Origin of the sequence: Arenibacter catalasegens, from assembly GCF_002909235.1 — a bacterium.
In the GTDB taxonomy this organism is placed as follows: Bacteria; Bacteroidota; Bacteroidia; order Flavobacteriales; family Flavobacteriaceae; genus Arenibacter; species Arenibacter catalasegens.
The window spans coordinates 1-19,159 of record NZ_PHQQ01000037.1 but is presented as its reverse complement, the minus strand read 5'-3'; the positions used below and the strand labels follow the sequence as shown (position 1 = coordinate 19,159).

General features: G+C 39.3%; 15 protein-coding genes and 1 pseudogene. 4 read left to right on the top strand and 12 right to left on the bottom strand.

What is annotated here, in order from left to right; all coding sequences use genetic code 11:
- The first annotated feature begins 180 nt into the window (after positions 1-180).
- On the top strand, positions 181-894 hold the full coding sequence (locus CWD90_RS21200; protein WP_103478061.1) for a 3-keto-disaccharide hydrolase: 714 nt from the start codon (positions 181-183) through the stop codon (positions 892-894).
- 14 nt (positions 895-908) lie between these two features.
- Here the strand turns inward: CWD90_RS21200 and CWD90_RS21195 are convergent, their stop codons facing one another.
- The 7 genes from CWD90_RS21195 to CWD90_RS21165 form a co-directional block, all read right to left on the bottom strand.
- On the bottom strand, positions 909-3,608 hold the full coding sequence (locus CWD90_RS21195; protein ID WP_103478060.1) for a PQQ-dependent sugar dehydrogenase: 2,700 nt from the start codon (positions 3,606-3,608) through the stop codon (positions 909-911).
- A gap of 124 nt (positions 3,609-3,732) precedes the next feature.
- Positions 3,733-4,797 (bottom strand): magnesium/cobalt transporter CorA, encoded by a 1,065-nt coding sequence (corA, locus tag CWD90_RS21190; protein WP_103478076.1) that lies wholly within the window; start codon positions 4,795-4,797, stop codon positions 3,733-3,735.
- A gap of 64 nt (positions 4,798-4,861) precedes the next feature.
- Positions 4,862-5,719: a mechanosensitive ion channel family protein gene (locus CWD90_RS21185; protein WP_103478059.1), complete on the bottom strand. Its 858-nt coding sequence runs from the start codon at positions 5,717-5,719 to the stop codon at positions 4,862-4,864.
- 247 nt (positions 5,720-5,966) lie between these two features.
- Complete coding sequence (locus tag CWD90_RS21180) at positions 5,967-8,588, bottom strand: beta-N-acetylhexosaminidase (RefSeq protein WP_103478058.1); 2,622 nt, start codon at positions 8,586-8,588, stop codon at positions 5,967-5,969.
- 37 nt (positions 8,589-8,625) lie between these two features.
- Positions 8,626-9,534 carry an alpha/beta hydrolase gene (locus CWD90_RS21175; protein ID WP_103478057.1) on the bottom strand — a complete coding sequence of 303 codons (909 nt, stop codon included), beginning with the start codon at positions 9,532-9,534 and terminating at the stop codon, positions 8,626-8,628.
- Between the two features lie 11 nt (positions 9,535-9,545).
- The gene (locus tag CWD90_RS21170; RefSeq protein WP_103478056.1) at positions 9,546-10,334 is read right to left on the bottom strand and encodes a polysaccharide deacetylase family protein; all 789 of its coding nucleotides are present in this window, start codon (positions 10,332-10,334) and stop codon (positions 9,546-9,548) included.
- Positions 10,335-10,388: 54 nt separating this feature from the next.
- Positions 10,389-10,739 carry a GIY-YIG nuclease family protein gene (locus CWD90_RS21165; protein WP_103478055.1) on the bottom strand — a complete coding sequence of 117 codons (351 nt, stop codon included), beginning with the start codon at positions 10,737-10,739 and terminating at the stop codon, positions 10,389-10,391.
- A gap of 157 nt (positions 10,740-10,896) precedes the next feature.
- Here CWD90_RS21165 and CWD90_RS21160 point away from each other — a divergent pair, with 157 nt between their 5' ends.
- Positions 10,897-12,411, top strand: coding sequence for a Gfo/Idh/MocA family protein (locus tag CWD90_RS21160; protein WP_103478054.1), 1,515 nt, complete (start codon positions 10,897-10,899; stop codon positions 12,409-12,411).
- A gap of 96 nt (positions 12,412-12,507) precedes the next feature.
- On the opposite strand, the gene CWD90_RS21155 is transcribed toward CWD90_RS21160, so the two are convergent.
- From CWD90_RS21155 to CWD90_RS21145, 3 genes are all read right to left on the bottom strand, one after another.
- Positions 12,508-12,843 (bottom strand): hypothetical protein, encoded by a 336-nt coding sequence (locus tag CWD90_RS21155; RefSeq protein ID WP_103478053.1) that lies wholly within the window; start codon positions 12,841-12,843, stop codon positions 12,508-12,510.
- A gap of 95 nt (positions 12,844-12,938) precedes the next feature.
- Positions 12,939-13,403 (bottom strand): DUF4019 domain-containing protein, encoded by a 465-nt coding sequence (locus CWD90_RS21150; RefSeq protein WP_103478052.1) that lies wholly within the window; start codon positions 13,401-13,403, stop codon positions 12,939-12,941.
- 137 nt (positions 13,404-13,540) lie between these two features.
- A complete protein-coding gene (locus tag CWD90_RS21145; protein ID WP_157941293.1) occupies positions 13,541-14,113 on the bottom strand; it encodes a hypothetical protein in 573 nt (190 codons plus the stop codon).
- A 660-nt stretch (positions 14,114-14,773) separates the two neighbouring features.
- Between CWD90_RS21145 and CWD90_RS21140 the strand changes: the two genes are divergently transcribed.
- On the top strand, positions 14,774-15,586 hold the full coding sequence (locus CWD90_RS21140; RefSeq protein WP_103478050.1) for a nickel-binding protein: 813 nt from the start codon (positions 14,774-14,776) through the stop codon (positions 15,584-15,586).
- Positions 15,587-15,661: 75 nt separating this feature from the next.
- Here the strand turns inward: CWD90_RS21140 and CWD90_RS21135 are convergent, their stop codons facing one another.
- Positions 15,662-15,850, bottom strand: a complete 189-nt coding sequence (locus CWD90_RS21135) for a hypothetical protein (RefSeq protein ID WP_103478049.1) — start codon at positions 15,848-15,850, stop codon at positions 15,662-15,664.
- Between the two features lie 201 nt (positions 15,851-16,051).
- Positions 16,052-18,199: a cation:proton antiporter gene (locus tag CWD90_RS21130; RefSeq protein ID WP_103478048.1), complete on the bottom strand. Its 2,148-nt coding sequence runs from the start codon at positions 18,197-18,199 to the stop codon at positions 16,052-16,054.
- A 140-nt stretch (positions 18,200-18,339) separates the two neighbouring features.
- Here CWD90_RS21130 and CWD90_RS21125 point away from each other — a divergent pair.
- A pseudogene (locus CWD90_RS21125) lies at positions 18,340-19,038 on the top strand (transposase); the annotation flags it as partial.
- Positions 19,039-19,159 lie beyond the last annotated feature (121 nt).

Below are 19,159 nucleotides of genomic sequence, written 5' to 3'. Positions count from 1 at the left end.
CCTATTTTGTAAAGGAAACTATGGGCTGACCAAATCAATCTTTGAACAGCGGGTGTTTTTTAAGGTAGCTCCAAGGTTTAATTAATTGATTTTATTACATTTAAGGGTATAAATTTTTCAAAAAAGGATAATATTACGGATTTGAAAATAAATAGACGAACCTCATTTTAAACATGTACCATGAATTACCTTAAACCGCTTTTTTGCCTCGGACTTTTTGCGCTGTTATTATCCAATTGTGGAAACCGTAAATCGGCTGATACTAAGGCAGACCAGACTGATGATGTAGCATTAACAAGCTCCCAAGATGGCGATTGGGAATATCCGTTCAATGGAAAGACTCTGGACGGGTGGAAAAAACTTGGAGGCGATGCTACCTATCATGTTGAAGGGGATATGATTGTGGGTACTACTGCTCCGGTAACCGATACGAGCAATACTTTTTTGGTAACCAATAAATTCTATGATAATTTTATTTTGGAATACGAAGTGCTCATGGATCCTGCCCCGAACAATTACCATAATTCTGGCGTGCAGATCAGAAGTAATAGTCTGCCCGATTTTTATAATGGATTGGTTCATGGTTATCAGGTGGAAATAGATTTGGATACCACAGCACGTAGCGGCGGTATATACGATGAAGGCAGGCGTGGTTGGGTACACGATTTAAGTGATAATCCTGCTGCTAAAAAAGCATTTAAACTCGTGGAATGGAATTCTTTTAAAGTAGTGGCCGATGGTCCTTCAATCAAAACTTGGGTCAATGGTGTACCCGCTGCGGATTATGTAGATTCTATGACTCCTACGGGCTTCATTGGCCTGCAAGTGCATGCCACGGACAGTGAAAAACCACTGCATGTTAAATGGAGGAATATTCGCGTTAAGCCTTTGTAGTAGATTGAATTATTTTACTCCCTTCTGTGGAAGCTAATCCAATCCAGATAGATTTCTTCATGAATATCGGGTGCTTTATCGTGAAGAAAGAAAATCTCCCGTAATCCAGAGGTTTCTTTAATAGGAATAGTCAGTTCATTCAAATTTTTGGATTCCGGTTTCTTGGTAAACCGAGCTTTACCAATGACCTCTCCATCCGGGGAACTCGTTTTGATAGTGATAAAACATTCCGGCCCCTTATAACTATACCCAAAGGTAACGGAATCAACGGCCGTTAAATCTATATTTTTAAAGGATATATAGGTCGATGCAAAACCCAGGTACACGCCATTATCACCTACTTCGCTTAAGGCATCACGCTGAGTTGAAAAGTTCTCTGCTTCCAATATTGGCGGTTGAAGCATTCGTATAGCCGATACCGCAATGGGTTCCATCCCAGAGGCTCCTTGATCCATATAAGTGGCTTTTAGAACAAAAGTTCTATCCTCGGTCTTATTGGTGCTGGGAATTTTAATAGTACCTTCTATTCCCATCTCTTTTAGGTTCTTGTTTTCGGTAGCCAAAGATAAAATATAGTCGGCCATTCTACTTGCATCGGCTTCGGAAAACAAGGGATGGGCACTCATACTTATATCCCCCCAAACCCCACTTCCACCCGAAATTATTTTTTTAGCTATATAGTCCGTGGCGTCCAGCTCGCTCTTATATTTTTTGGCCACCTCTATAAATGAAGGGCCTATAGCCCGTTCATTTACCTTATGGCAGCTTCTACAATCGCTTTCGCCAATTAATTTTTCACCCTGACTTTTTAATGTTCCCATACCGTTGGTGGATGGTTCCAAAGTATAGTTTCCGGTCATCCATTCCAGGCTCACTTGTACTTTTGAAGGGTCTATATCCCCATTTTTTAAGCTGCCATCCTCTGTGTCCGTTAAGTAGATGCTATATGGTATTTCATCCTTATCCCAATAAAAACTACCATGGGTAGGCATAACAATTGAAAGCTGTGGGGCGTCATTGCCTGCTTTTATTTGTAATTCAGAAGTGGTTGTGGCTCCTTCATTATCCGTTACTGTAAGGGAAACATTGTAAATACCTGGATTTTCAAAAATAAAACTTGGATTTCGATCTGAGGATTGAACTTCATTGGAATTAAATTTCCACTCGTACTTAAGGCTATCATCCTTGTCATAGTCTACAGTGCCTTCGCTGTTAAAGTTGATGGATAGGGGAGTGGTGCCCACGGTTTTGCTGGCTGTGATTTCAACATGTGGGGGCCTATTGCCCGGGATGTATTCAATTTTAATAAGTCGGGCATCTGGATTTGCTCCCCAAGTGGTGCCAAATTCCATAACATATAAGGAGCCATCTGGACCAAATTGCATGTCGATAGGGCTTACGAATCGGGTAGAGGGCATAAAATCCTCGATTTTTATAAGTTCGCCGTTATTATCTGTCCTTACTACTTTTATCCATCCACGCATCCAATCGTAAATAAATAAGGCCTTATCAAAATAGGGAGGAAATTTTATATCCGAATTATTTTTGTTAGTGTAATGATATACTGGACCTGCCATGGCCGTTCTACCACCTTCACCCAATTCAGGAAATTCCTCGGAGGCCGCATAGGGATACCATATAAATGCAGGCTTGGCTGGCGGAAGTATTTTCTTTCCGGTATTGTTAGGCGACCTATTTTCAGGTTTATTCACTTCAAAAGGGTCACCTGCCTTTTCTAAATCATAATCATATCTAGCATAGGCTTTATTATCGGCGATGAAATAGGGCCAACCGAAAAATCCCCCTTCAGTGGTGGAATTTATTTCGTCATATCCTTTGGGCCCTCTTGGAATATCTGCATAGGCATCTGGACCTACCTCTCCCCAATACAATGTATTTGTTTCTCTATCCACCGAAATCCTAAAAGGGTTTCTACAACCCATAACATAAATTTCCGGGAGGGCTAGGGTATCGTTTTTTTCAAATAGATTTCCATCAGGTATGGAATAGGTACCGTCATCTTCTGGGTGGATGCGCAGTATTTTACCCCTATAATCCATGGTATTGGCAGCTGTTCTCTGAGTGTCATAATTCTTTCTTCCCGGACGTTCGTCCAAGGGGGCATAGGGATTAAGGAAACCAGGATGTGTGTTTTCGCCAATGGAAATATATAAATTTCTGTCACCATCAAAAGCTAGGGAACCACCAATATGTCTCATGTGCTGGTTGGGGGCTTTGAGCAGTACTTTCTCTGAGGAGGTATCCAAGGTGTCATTGACCACCGTGAAGCGCGATATTACCTGATAGGAGGTGGGGTCTTCAAACCGAATTTCGGGATTTTCATAGACTTCCCCGCATGGCATGTCCATAAAATTGGACATGGTGCGGTTTACGTATATCCAACCATTGATCTCAAAATCGGGGTCTAGGGTCATACCGATCAATCCTTCCTCACCGCAGCTAAATACTTTTAATTCTCCAACGATAGACACCGATTTTGAATTGGGATTATAAACTTTTATGGAGCCTATGTCCTCTGAAAAATACACTTTGCCGTTATAGGCAACCGCTAAGGCCGTGGGATCCATAGTCTCTTCAGTAAGCACAATTTTTCTAAATCGGTGTTCATCAGGAATCTCAACTGTTTTGGGTCTATTGCAAAAGCTAAGAGTTGCACCTATAAAACCGAGGAATAGAGCCTTGATTAGATACATGCCTTTGTTTTTGTGGAAATGAAAAAGGGTTTTAGAACAGTTGAGAATCACGATGGGTTCTAGTTTATAAAATTTTTGAGGTACCAAATGCTATGTGTAAATGCCTAAGTATTTTATTCTGTTTTTAGAGCCATTTCTTCTTTCTAAAATAGATCAACATTCCAAGGACAATGAGAATCATAACGCCCCACATGATGTAATAGCTATACTTATAATGAAGTTCTGGAACTTCATCAAAGTTGGTCCCATAAATTCCGGCAATAAAGGTCAACGGAATAAAAATCACTGAAAACACGGTCAAGAATTTCATAATATCGTTTAGCTTGCTACTTATGGTGGTGTGATAGATGTTTAACTGGTCAGAAAGGATTTCCCTATAACTGTCTGAAGAATCACTAGCATGGTTTATATTGTCCTGAAGTTCCTTAAAATGGATTTCAGTACTTTCTGTAATATAATCCGATTCCATTTTAGCAAGGCTCAGAATAACTTCTTTGGCAGGTTTAATACTTTTTCTCAGGAAATTCAATTCCCGTTTATATGAATTAATTTCCCCTATGATCTCTTGCCTTGGGTTAAGAAGAAGATTTTCTTCAAGGGTTTCAATTTTTTCTCCCAATACGCTAATGATGTAAATGTAATTATCTATAACAATGTCCAGCAATGCAAATAACAGGTAATCCGTACCGCCAGTTCTAATTCTTCTTTTCTGTTTTCTAATGCGCTCACGAACAGGTTCAAAGACATCCCCTTTAGTTTCCTGAAAGGAAATTAGGACCGATTCGGTCAATATTAGACTAAGGTTTTCAACATTTATAATATCCGAGTTGGGTTGTTGCTGCAACATTTTTATGGATATAAAAATGCAATTGTCGTATTCTTTGATCGTTGGCCTAGCCTGGGTATTCATTACATCGGCTAAAACAAGTTTGTCAAAGTTGAATTCATTGGCAATTCCTTCAATTATACCTGTATTGTGCAGGCCATCGATATTAAACCAGGTGACCGTGTCCTTTTCTTGATATTTTATGACCTCCTTTACCGTCTTAATCGTCTCTTCAGCTAGACTATTGGCATCAAAATCGATTATTCGAAGTTGAACTTCATTAATTTTCTGTTCCCCTCGAAAGATGAGATCATCCGGTGAAACTCCAATTTCTTCTTTGGATTTTTTCAGAAATCTTGCCATATTTATATTTTTGTTGATCACCTAGCTTTTTGTTGTATAAGCCCATGATATGGGCCGTTTTTATTTATTTTTTCGTTCTTAATACTTCAGGATTGCCCGACTTAAAGTGCACGTCCATTTGGGGAAATGGTATAACGATTTTGTTTTCACTGAATTTCCGATTAATAATTTTTCTGATGTCACTTTTTACCTTTTCAATTCTAAACACATTTTCACTAAAGAAAAGTACCTCAAAATCCAAGGAGGAGTTTCCGAAATTCATGAAACGTCCCTCTATTGTTTTACCATCTTTAAAATCGGGATGCTCCAATACACTTTCTTCCAATATTTTTATAACCAAGTCAACATCGCTTCCATAAGCTACGCCGACGTTGATCCTAAACCGGGTCTTTTTTTTCTGGTGGCTCCAATTAATAACTTTGTTGGTGGTAATCAATGAGTTAGGGATAATTATCGAAATGTCGTTCCTGTTCAATCCCCTGGAAGTTCGCAAGCCAATTTCTTGAATTTCGACAATATCACCATCTATTTCGAGAATGTCGTTTATTCTGATCGACTTTTCAGAAAGCAATATTATACCAGAAATAATATCGTTAAAAGTTTGCTGTAAACCCAAACCGACCCCTACCAACAGGGCAGCTGAACCCGCTAATAATAGGGTAAACTTAATGCCGACGGATTCCAAAATTAATCCTATGGCAATAATCCAAATCACATATTTAATAATTTGATAAAGCGCATAGGTATTGGCCGTATCAAAATTAGCCCCTTTGTTTTTGCGATATAGCGCTTTTTTTATTAGACGTAATATCACCTTGGTGACAAGGGATATTAAAAGTATGACCACCAAAGAGTACACTTTGATCTTATAATCGCCAATACTGATTAGATTAAAATCCAATATTTTACTTAGTGTTTCCATTTCAACTTTTTGGACCACCAGATGCCTTTCCATAATGGATTCCGCTTGTTCAGGGGAGGGTAGGTGCCTTGGTGTTTTGCATTGAAATATAGTGAAATCCCTTGAACAATTGATAGATAAAATGGCTTTTGGATGCTGTTTTAATTTTCTATAAATAGATTTTCACCCAGTGGGTCGTGGTTTAAAACTTATCTAATTAGCCAACTTTTGTCTATATAACAATGTCTCTTGGAGACAGCCCTGCTTCTTAGTTTTTAAGCAACCATACTTCCGAAACCATGGTGCCCCAGCCACCAGAATTGCGCCATTGTTCTACACTAATGTGGTCACCACGGGCCACATCGAGGGCACGTTCCAAACTAATTGTCAATTCTCCGTCCCTTGTTGCTGATTTAGGAATGCGATACGTAAAAAAATCGCTCATTTGCAGGGGTAACCCAACATCCTCCGCCAATACTAGGTCATCGGCATATATTTTTTGCGATTTTTGATTCATCCTGGATGCGTAGCGCTCTTGGAACCAAGGGCGAACAAAGGTAAACCTAACGGAATAGGAGGCCTTGGGGTCTAGGTCTGTGTAAAAAAGACTTACCCCTTGGTCTTCATTTTGGGTGAAGTGCATGGAGCGTTGGCTTGGCCTGTTTTCTTCTGATAACATTTGGGAAACGTAGGGTTGTCCATGGTCATAAGGGTAGCCACTTACTACGTTTGGAGCGGCATTGCCGGTACCTAGGTTGTCATAATACCCGCCTTCACCAGGATTGCAATAATCTACGATCATTTTTAAAAGATCAAAGGCCTTTTTTTGATTTGTATTTTGAGCTCTTGTCAGCTGTCGCTGGAGCCATCCCAACCCAATATAGTCATGATTAAGGTTAAAATAACCATCGTTTCTTTGGCCATAAATAGTATTGCTCTCTTCTCCCAATTGTTTGGCCTCCCCGCGTAAGGTAGCCATTTCCATAGTCTCTTCGGGAAGCTGTGTTTTGTATAAAATATCTTTTAGTGTTATAGCCCGGTCGTTCTTTAAATAGACTGCAACATCATTTTCGATTTCGCGCTCCAATTTCTTTTGTTGAATAACATTGAGTTTCACGTACTTGTCCAGTGCACCTTTTTGCATATACATTCGCCATAGCCAATTGGTTTTCATAATTTCAGGGGGCATCACTTTCCCGGCTTGTTGAACAAGCTGGTAATACTCATCTATTCCCTGTTTTTGGTCAAGGGGTTGCGCCTCAATTTCTTCCAGGTTTTTTTCCAATTGTAAAATTGCTTTGGCCATGAAAGGGGCCGCTGCGTGTCCAAACCAGGTCTGACAATATTCTGTAAGGACTTCATCAATAGTTGTCCTCGGAGACCATAATAATCGTTGCCACATCCATTGGTTAAAATGATCATGGTGTCCACTGGAATGCGTTATGTCCCCATTGCCATATCGCATTAAATCATTAAAAACCCTGTGGTAATATTCGGGCCATGCAAAAAAAGTAAGTCGATTATATACCATAGTTAAGAACTGATCTGGCCGCCTATTGTATATTTCATGACTCCAATGAGGAGGAAGATCTCCATTGCGATCAGCCCTAGGATACATTTGGATATAGGCATGTTGGGCATATTTCCAATGTGTAATTTCATTGTAATAGATTAGCTTGTGCCGAGAAGGGATTTGATGGATTATTTCTTTGGGATACAATCCGTAGGGCCCAAATCCAGGATATTCAAAAAGATCCATTCGGTGGGTTTGCCGATGACCGGGTTGCCAGGTTGTAGCATCCGAACCCGGACCATAGCCCCATGCCCACAGCCAAGATCTTGGTTTTTCCTGTAAATATTTGAATATGGCATTATCGTCTTCATTGTCAAATTTTTGATTGGTAAAATAGATGCGACTTTCAGGATGGTATTTATGGATTATTGTCGCCATTTCCTCAACCAATTTTATGAAAGTAAGCCCATAGGGATTGCATTTGTCACATTCACAGCCGCCTCCATCACCACCGTAGAATTCAATAAGATCATAGAATTGGCTATCCTTAAAATGCTCGTTACATTTCTGTAGCATATAATCCCTGGCCTCAGGAACTGAAAGACAGACATATCCTGAACGGCCAATAGATTCGAAGGCATTCCATTCTATCGGCACTTCGGCCCCTGCGGTATTGGCACCAAATTTGGTCTGTGTCATTAAACCAAATGATTTTATAAAATTGTACATAGCGCTATCTTTAGCAGGAAAGATATTGGCCCCTGCGAGCGCATAGTCCATTAACGCCCGTTCTGTTTCCTCCTCGGTCCAGTCCCTTACCTGTGCCAATTTTTTGGCAACACTACTTTGTCCAATTTGTGTACCCCGGATTTCGAAGGCAGGAGCCGTCCTAATGTTTAAATTGTTGGGAAGGGCCAGTTGGCCTTCTTTATATTTCAATTGCCTCAATATTTCCCCAACGGCATATAGACAACCCCGTTCATCCAAACCAGCGGCAATTAAAATTAAACTCTTGGGACCAGCAACAGTTTTTAATAGAAACCCTTCTTGACCTGGGGCCAAAGTGGATAGTTTTGGAATCCTCAATGTCTTAAATTGAGCGTTCAGCAAGGAATGGTGTTCAGGGGAGCCCAAAAGAATTTGCAATTCGCCAGGAGTGTACTGTAGTTCTTTTGTTTCCTGCTGCAGACTAACTTGAATGATTGGGATTTCCTGCAATCTTTCCTTTAATAAATCTGCTATATTATGCTCTACGTGGCTTGCAGAATTCCCGGTGACGATAACTACATTTTTAAATAGTACTTCCTGTGAATGGGCAAATATTCCGTTAAGACATATTAGACAAAAGATAATTATTTTGGTAGCAAAATTGTGCATGGTGGGCTTATTTTAGGTTTGGCGGTTAAATTGGGGACTATAGGGTGTTTATCCCGCTTTTCTCCATCCAGGAAAACAGCGGCTGCATCCATTCCTCGGTAGGAAAACTTAAAACAAAACCATGATTGCCTTTTGGATATAAGTGCATTTCTGAAGGAACCCCATGCCTTATTAATTCTTGGTAGAAGCGAATACTATTTTCCACGGGAACAACGGTGTCATCACCAGTATGGGTCAACCAAGTGGGCGGGGTTTTGGCGTTGACGTGTAATTCATTTGAAAAATTTAAAATTTGTTCCTCTGTAGCGGATTTCCCAAGTAAATTTTCGCGGGAACCTTTGTGGGTCAAGAGGTCTTTCATACTGATTACGGGATAAATTAAAATCATAAAACTGGGCCTTAAACTAATACCCTCCATATTGGAAATATAGGACTTGCTAAAATGTGTTCCCACAGTTGACGCTAAATGTCCACCTGCCGAAAACCCCATAATCCCTATTTTCTCCGCATCCAAGTGCCATTCTGCGGCTCGTTGACGCACTATTTTCATGGCTTGCTGTGCATCTTGTAATGGCCCAATACTTTTATCGATCATAATTGAATCACTTGGCAAACGGTATTTTAAAACAAAAGCGGCAACGCCCTTTTTCAAAAAAGCTTCGGCAATTTGGATACCTTCCAACTTAAAACTTTCCATGCCATATCCGCCACCTGGGCAAATAATTACGGCTGTTCCTGTTGCGATTTTTGCTTCGGGAAGATAAATTTTTAAGCTTGGTCGGGAGACATTTTGGTATCCAAAAAACTGCCCGTCCTTTTCCAATTCAATTTCTTTGGTAGCACTAGGCTTGCTATTTGGAATTGTTGATGTATACAGGTCTATAGTTTGTTGAGCTTCTGAATGAATGGAAACCAATAAAAGTACAAGCGGCAAAAGTTGTTTCATGAATTTTGAATTTAATTTCTAAGTTTCTTTTTCAAATCGGGGACTATGGTTCTCTTGGCTTCATCCACATTAATATAGATTTCCAAATCCTTAAGTGAAATCACCTTGAAATTGTGATCTGATAAATACTGAAGATATTCCCGAAATAGTTCGGGTGGTGTGTTGACCCAAGGGTGCTCAATATCTGGCACACCGTGAAGCGTAAGCACCACAACCTTTCCCTTTTGGGCTTGGGTTAGGGCGGCCAATATTTCACTTTTGTTTCCAGCATTGGTAGCCCAACTGGGGAGGAGATAAGGATGGTCAACTAAGGGGTCATAGGCCCTACTACCACCGGCTCTTGCAAAGGCGTATTCTTTTTTTTGAAGAAATTCAAGAGTATTGGCATTTAGACCGTATCCCGGATAAGCAAAGTTTCGTGGTTTGGCAATTTCTAAGGAGTCGCATTTATTTTCAATGTATTCCAACTCAGCATTGAATTCTGGTCGGGAGAGTTTACTTACATTGGCATGGGTATGGGTATGATTGGCAACTTCAAAACCCATTTTGTCCAAGGCCTTGATCTGTCGCCAATTCATGTATAAGGTACTGTCCTTAGAATTAGGAGGAAACTCACACACAAAAAAAGTAGCCCCAAAACCAAATTCTTGTAATAAAGGTGCCACTACAGTATAATGACTTGCTGGAGCATCATCAAATGTGAGCGCTACCAGTTTATCGGGTATTTTTTGTTTTAGGATTTGGGAATAGCTATTTAAGACTATGAAAAGTGTAAAAAGGCAAACAATATTTTTTTTCATGAAAAATTATGACTTGGTTAAATTTAGGAAATTTTGTCCAGTGTCTATACCTGCTCAATTATACCACACGGCATAGCGCTCCCGTCTTAACTCTAAGGCCAATCCCTCCTCTATTTCCAATGCCTCAGTCCTAGTCATTACGGGATCGATATGGTTGTATAAACTGGGCCTTAAATACAGCCCGTATTTTTCAACTATGTTGGATGACAATTTATGCCCTTTTTTATTTCTATATCCCGATTTATGTTGTTCAAAACGTTCCTTGGGTGTCTTAGAGGTCATTCCTACATAGAGACATTCCAATACACCATTAAATTGAGGATTGGCAGCTCTAAACTTTGCATTTTCAGTAAATACACGTTTGGATAATTCAATAACATAAACGCAGTATAGTGCTTTCGGCATGGTAGGTCTAAAATATTTGGGCTTAAACTAAGCAAAATTCATATTATTTTAATGACAAATTTTTCATATTCTTCTATAAAGACCAATTTTTTTCCGAATTTAGAGTGCGATTAATACATACTAGAAATTTAGAAACGGAATAAAAACAATCATTACAATGAAAAAAGAACCAAACAAACCCCTACCAATAACACGAAGATCCTTTATAAGTAAAACAGGAGTTGCTGCTGCCGGAATTACCATTCTCCCAAGTAACGTAATTTCGGGACTGGGACATAAAGCACCCAGTGATAAATTAAATATTGTTGGAGTAGGTGTTGGAAGCATGGGGTTTGGTAACCTGAAAAATTTAGAGAGTGAAAATATAGTAGGCCTTTGTGATGTGGATTGGAAATATGCAAAGGATTGTTTTGATTACTTTCCAAAGGCGAAAAAATACAAGGATTTTAGGGTGATGTTCGATGAGATGGGCGATGAATTTGATGCAGTTTTGGTGGCCACTGCCGATCATACCCACGCCATTGTGGCGGCTGAAGCCATGATTCGCGGAAAACATGTCTATGTACAAAAGCCACTTACACACTCAGTTTACGAATCCAGACTGTTGACGAAGCTGGCCAAGAAATATAATGTGGCCACTCAAATGGGCAATCAAGGTGCCTCCGGAGAAGGAGTGGCCAAGACCTGTGAATTAATATGGAGTGGTGCCATTGGTGATATAACAAAAGTGGAATCCTTTACCAATAGACCCATATGGCCTCAGGGAGTGAATCCCCCAACACAGGGACAATGGGTACCGGATACTTTGGATTGGGACTTGTTTACCGGTCCTGCAGAACTAATACCTTATAATCAGGTGTACCATCCATGGAATTGGAGAGGGTGGTGGAATTATGGTACTGGGGCTCTTGGGGATATGGCATGTCATATTCTTCATCCCGTATTTGAAGCTTTAAAATTAGGATACCCCACAAAAGTACAAGGAAGCTCATCCTTACTTTTAAAGGATTCCGCCCCAACGGCCCAGTCAGTTCAACTCACCTTCCCACAACGGGGTAGGGTAGGGAAGATAAAACTGCCGGAGGTGGATATTTCTTGGTTTGATGGAGGTATTAAACCCAACTTACCAAAAAACTGGCCAAGCGGTAAGAACCCCAACAAATCGGGTGGAGGCACCTTCTTTTATGGTACCAAAGGAATAATACATGCAGGATGTTATGGTGTAGAACCAGAAATTTTAGGCAGAGACCTCCCGAAGGTAGTTGAGACGGAACGTAGGGTAGAGAAGGAAATAGGCCTCGAATGGAACAGGGGAGCACATGAGATGGATTGGGTAAGAGCCTGTAAGGAAAATGCAGAGAATCGTAAACCTTGTACCTCCGATTTTGCCGAGGCGGGTCCTTTTAACGAAATGGTAGTTATGGGCGTTCTGGCAGTTCGCTTACAAGACCTTAATAAAATTTTGGAATGGGATGGTGAGAATATGCGCTTCACCAATATTGGAAACGATGAAACTATTAAGACCGTTATTAGGGATAATTTTGTGATGAGGGATGGACGTCCTAAATTCGAAAAAGAATGGACCGAACCCTATTCTGCTGGTGAGTTTGCTGCCGAATTGGTTAAGCATACCTATAGGGATGGTTGGAAATTACCCGATATGCCGGCATAGAAAGTAAATTTATAAAATATGGAAAAGGGAACAGGCGAAAGCTGGTTCCCTTTTTTTAAAAGTGAAGTTACGGGTGAACGCCCAAGGTCTGACGACCTAGTGTAATATTTTTTTATCGTTCAATTCCCGTTTAAAACTGGCCGCTTTTTCCATGTCCGAACCCACCAACCATATTCTTAGCGTCTGTTCGCCCAGTTTTATATTAAGATGCGTCCTGTTTCTAAATCCCGGTTCAAAGGGGACTGTCCAAAAAAATGGAATATAACTTAGCAGGGAAAGCAACCATCCTTTCTTTAATTGGACGGACATTAGACTGCCATAGGCATAGCTGCCATTATTTTTTGGAGTTATCTGGTCAATTATCTCAAACATATCCTTTTCAAGTCTAATATCCAATTTTGGGCTATTCCTTAAAGTAATTATTTCGTTCATTATCTATTTAGGATTTACTGGTAAAGGTGCATTTTAACGAACCGCACCAAGAAGATGCTTTATTTTTTCGAGTCGCAGATGGATCGGCGTAGAACTTATTTTATAAAATACCCAGATACCTTCCATTGGTCCACATCTTTCATTTGGGTAACGGTTTCTATGCTTTCGTTTTTATTTTCAAAGGAGGTTTTAAATTGAATTACAATGTATTCGCCATCGGGCGTTCCTGGTAGTGCTGTATGATATTCCGATGAAATTACGTCCCTACTGATCACCTTTCCCAAGGGAGGCACAATACCACTTAACTGTTGCGTCCATTGTTCTTTTGTAACCGCTTGTTGAAAAAGGGATGCCGCATTATCCCAACTTTGGGAATAATTATTGTCATAAATCAATCCCAGCCATTCTTTGGCATCCTGGATTACTTCCTGTTTTATGTCATTGGAAACTGTGGTCGCTGTATGGACACTATCAATTTTTTCATTTTTGGTATTGGATTTACAGGACAAAAGACATGTAACAAAAAAAAGGACAAAGTATTTGTACATAGTTTTTTTCATGAATATATTATTTTTTTATGGGCTAACAATACAACCCCCTAAAATTAAAATTATGGGATGATAATAGACTTACTTTAATGGCGTAAAAATTATCTGGAAGGATAAGTGTTTTTTATGGGATATGGTGTTGAAGCATGTTATTTTTTGTTGTTATACAGTTCAATTGCTTTTAAGTATTTCATTCCTCCAATTTCTGTTTGGTCGTGTATGAATCCATTGAATTCAGGATGATTTTCGTCAATCCAGCTTACTATTCCATCTCTGTTTTTAACAAATGTAGAATCATTGAAAATAACGTATTCTGTTGTTTCAATACTGATAATTTTATCATTATCAAATCGGATAACTTGATTAGTGACAATCGGCTCTTCATGAAGAAATGAAATTCTTTTGTCGATTTTTGAAATTTTCGCTTTGACAATTTCATCCTCTTGCTCTATTTGAAGGATTTCGTATGTTGGGTCAAATACAGAATCCCATTTCAACCATTCCATATATTCTTTTAGAGAAAATGTCTGTTCATAGTCATATTCGGTTTCCTTTGTCACAAGGCTATCTGTCAACAAAAGTGCTATTTCTGAATTATCAGAATAATCTAAAGCCTTATAATATTTTTTAGCAATTCCCAATTTGTCAATTTCCTTTTCATAATTTTTACAGGAAATGAATCCGCTTATTAATAGTAATGATAGAATTACGGTTCTGTTCACTCGTTTTTACTTTATCTATTGCACCCATCTTGTATACGTTGTTTTTCCCGTCGCTGGCGCGAGCATCTTGCTCGTGCCTTCCTATTGTGTTACATTGCCATTAGGGATGACGACCTAAAGTATATGCCGGAGGGCGTATTAAAATTACACTAAGCCAACTACGGTTAGGCTAAAGATATAGAGAAAAAACAATCGTACTATATTATAAGTAACCCCATTTACTCTGAACAAGTGACTGTTGTGGCACGAGCGAGACCCTCGCGCCAGCAGGGGAAACAATTGACAGTAGCCTGTAGTCAGTTAGCAATGAACAGTGATTAGTAAACAGTATTCAGTAGTCAGTTGGCAGTGGTCAGGAGCAAAGAGAAAGACAAAAGACAAAAGACAAAAGATAGTCAAGTTTCTAGGTTCTAGCAGCGCAGCGCTCTGGATGCTTCTCTTATTGCCCAGCGCTCTAGTAACTAATACTAAAATCTTTACTAGAATGCCCTTGCCCACCATATTTAACGGCCACTTCCAATGATTTGCTCCTTTTCCAATTTTTATAACCAATAATTTGGTATCTTTAGAAGGCTGGTGCCCATGGTAATATGACCAATGACAAGTCGTTATACCTGTACTTTTACTAATTTACCTTCCCCATCCTAAAACATAGAAATTATGCCACTATTTATGGACAGACATTATATTGAAGGGGCCACTCCTGAAGAGGTTGCAAAAGCGCATCATGAAGATATGAAAATTCAATCGAGGCATCATTGCAAGGCACTGACCTATTGGCATGATGAAGAAAAGGGCATGGCTTTTTGTCTCGTAGAAGCCCCATCAGCAGCTGCCGTTCGCGGGATGCATAAAGAAGCACACGGTCTTATACCCAACCAGATCATTGAAGTTGACGGTTCGGCAGTAGCCCAATTTCTGGGCCGGGTGATCGACCCTGAAAAGGAGGACGGTAAACCCATGACCGAGAGTCCATTTAGGGCAATTATGTTTATTGATATGGTGAGTTCCACAGATATTACTCAAGCCTTGGGAGATACCAAGGCACTTGTTCTAGTTCATACCTATAGGAATGTGGTAAGAAAGGCCCTTGTAGACCATTGTGGCCGTGAAGTGGATAGGGCGGGAGATGGATTCCTGACAAGTTTCAGGTCGGCTTATACGGCATCGGTCTGTGCGGTGGAAATACAACGCCAATTATCCAAATATAATGAATCCCGTAAGGATGGGATTTTGCTGCAGGCCAGAATTGGTATCGGGGCAGGAGAGCCGGTACAGGATGGTGATGCCCTATTTGGCTCCACAGTTAATCTGGTTGCACGTATCTGTAGCTTCGGAAAATCGGGTCAGATTATTAGCGCGAAGGTGGTAAAAGACCTTTGTATAGGTAAAGATGTTTCCTTTACCTCCCTCGGCCCTCAGAGGTTAAAAGGCTTTGATGAGCCGATCGATCTGGAACTTATTGAATGGTGAGATGCTGAGCATCAGTATTCAGTAGGCAGTAATCGGTAGTCCGTAAACAGTCATCAGTATTCAGTGTTCAGTAACTTATTTTGTAAAATACCCTGATACTTTCCATTTCCCATAAATTATTTGCTTATCAGCAGGAATGATTTCTTCTGAATAATATTCATAAGAATCAATAGAATCAAGATGATTTTTAAATTCAGTATTTTTTTCGCAACTCATTTGTCCGAATAAAATTATCCAGAGAATAAAGTTTAGAATATTGTTCATTATTGTTTTTTACAAAAGATGCGAATTCATCCTTTTGGTTGCGCTCCTTGCATGACCGCCAACGGTCAAGTATAAGAATAGTAGCGAATTTAAAATGCACTTACTTTTCGATTAAACACAGACCTTATTTATATTTATTTACTTTCATTTTAGCGATTACACCGCTATTATTTTTATACATCTTTGTTGGGCGTCTGGGCTTTATTTACGTCTGAATATTTTTGCAATTGTTTTTCCAATTTCGTCAAGTTTTTCAAGAGGTTCTATGAATGATGGGTTTTTCAAGTCAATTTGTGAAGTATCTGTTACTCCTGCTTGCATCGGATAAATTAAAATGTAACTCGTGTCTTTAAAATATTTGTTTAAATACGAAGGGATTTTTGTCATATTGTTGTGAAATGAAGGCTTGTCTTTTCTACTTAAAACAATTATTAGATTGTCGTCTTTGTGAAAGTTTCTTGCAAGTATTAAGAAGTCATTCCAATCATTAAAGTCTTCAAATTCACATTCGATTGGATGTTTAGATTGAATTTCTTTTATAAACTTTAGCGTTTCTTGTGTCAAGTAAAAAATAAGTTTAGCACCTGAATTTCTTGCTATGTTCCAAACTTTTATTAACCAAAACGGAAAGCCTATTTCTTTTTCAGCATTTTCAGGAACAATGATAATATGTCTTTTTATTGTCCCAAAAGGTTGTGCTGGTTTATATATCAATGTTGTTGTATTGCATTTTGTCAAAATGCCTTCGGTCAAGTTCCCTAAAAAAGAGTCGGAAATTCCTTTGTTAATATGCAATCCTAATATTAAATCTGTAACTTTATGTTCCTTGGCTACACTTGAAATTCCGTTAACAATATTTAGGTCGTAACGAAGTAACTCGTGTATTAAATTATCTGTTGCCGAAGCGGTTACAGCCGCTTTATTTAAAATTTTCTTTGCTCGTTTTTCAGCAGAACCGTCTACCGTGCTGTTATCTACAATACTTAAAGCATACAAGCCTTTCTTATTTTTTTTTGATTTAATGGTTACACCCAAATTTATAAGTTCGTCTGTTGTATCAATGTTACTAATTGGAATTAAGATTTTTTCTTGATTTTCCTCGTCATTTGTCGCATTATCTGTACTTTCTAATAGTGCTATATTTTTAGCACCTTTTTGAGCAACAAACGAAGCAATGGTACAAGTAAATAGTATCATTAAGATTGTTCCGTTTAAAATGCTTTCATTGAGCAATCGGATAGGTTGTTCTGTTTCTGTTTCTCCAATAATTATGTTGTAACCAATTAAAACGGCTGCCAATGTTGCAGCTGCTTGGGCATTACTTAAACCAAATATCAATCTTCGTTCGTCAATAGAAAATTTATAGGTTTTTTGGGTTATCCAAGCTGCAAGGAATTTAGATGTTGTTGCTACAACAATCATTACCGTTGCAACCTTTAAAGTTTCAAAATCTTTAAAAAAGGCACGATAGTCAATTAACATTCCTACTCCGATAAGGAAGAAAGGAATAAAGATGGCGTTCCCAACAAATTCAATTCGATTCATCAAAGGTGATGTGTGTGGAATTAATCTATTTAGTGCTAAACCTGACAAGAATGCACCGATAATTGCTTCAATACCAGCCATTTCAGCAAGAACTGCACCTAGATATACCATTACTAAAACAAAAATATATTGAGAAACATTATCGTCAAACCTTTTGAAAAACCAACGACCAATGACTGGGAATATTAGCATAACAATTAATCCAAAAAGGATAATAGAAAAAGACAATCGCACCCAAAATTCAGTGTTTACTTCCCCCGTTGTCATTCCCACAATTACGGCAAGAACTAACAGGGCTAAAGTATCTGTTATCATTGTCCCTCCAACCGTGATGTTCACAGCTCTGTTTTTAGCGACTCCCATTTTACTAATTAATGGATAAGCAATCAATGTATGAGAAGCAAACATACTTGCTAATAAAATAGATGTTGATAAAGAAAATTCTAAAACATAAATTCCAGCTAATATTCCAAAAGTCATTGGAATTGTGAAAGTGTATAATCCAAAAACTAAACTTTTTTTACTGTTTTTCTTAAAGTCGGCTAAATCTATTTCCAAACCTGCAAGAAACATGATATATAAAAGACCTGCCGTTCCCGAAAGGATTATGCTACTATCCCTTTCCATTAGATTAATTCCATTAGGTCCGATGACCGCACCTGCTATAATTAGTCCAAGTAAATGGGGAATTTTTATTTTGTTTAGAATGATTGGTGCAAACAGAATAATTACCAATATCAATAGAAATTTCAATATAGGATTTGTCAAAGGTAAGGTTGTCTCAAATATGTTCAGTAATATCATTTTTTATAACCTTTATATAAATTTAATCTTTTTTGTGGCACATGGCCGCAATGAATTATAGCCATTGTGCCTGTTGCACAAGTTAGCAAAAAAGTCGGTCATGATCATTGTGGATCGGCGGATGGATCGTAACTTTAGTTATGCAGGGAAAAAAGTATTATCAGGAGAAACTCTTCAACCGGTTCCAGCTCAGTGAACGGGTTCCCGAGACCAATTTTTATAGACAATTAAAGGATGCCGTCGATCTGGATTTCCTCTATGGTGTTACTAAACTTCACTACGGTTCGAGCGGCCAAAAGAGCATAGACCCGGTGGTATTCTTCAAACTTTGTTTGGTAGGTTATTTGGAAAATATCATCAGCGACCGCAAGCTCATAGACCATTGTTCGATGCGCTTGGACATCCTTTATTTTATCGGTTATGATATAGACGAGGAACTTCCTTGGCACAGTACGATAAGCCGTACGCGCCAACTGTTCCCGGAAAGTGTATTCGAGGAAGTCTTCACCAAGGTGTTAAGTATGTGCGTGGAGAAGGGAATGGTCAGTGGCCATACCCAGGCCATAGATTCGGCACCGGTCAAGGCCAACGCAAGCATGGACACCTTGGAACTGAAGGTGCCCGAAGAGGAACTGGACGAACACCTGCGGAAGGTACGTGTTATGAGCTCAATGGACAAAGAGGAACCGCATCGCAAGAGCAAAGGCGATAGGTCGGACAAGGGCCAGCGCAGCGTTTCGGCAAGCAAGAACGAACTGGCGGCGATAAAGGGCCGGAACAGGAAATGGGCGCAGGACCAGGACCAACGCCCGGGCGCGAAGAACAAGGGGGCCAAGTGGTTATTTCGGAGTTATGACGCCACCTGTTTCGGTCAAACTGCGCCACTTTGAAAGATTCTACAATTATAAAAAAAATTAGGTTTATAAATTCTTTAATTTTCCTTTTCTTAAGGATTCTCCT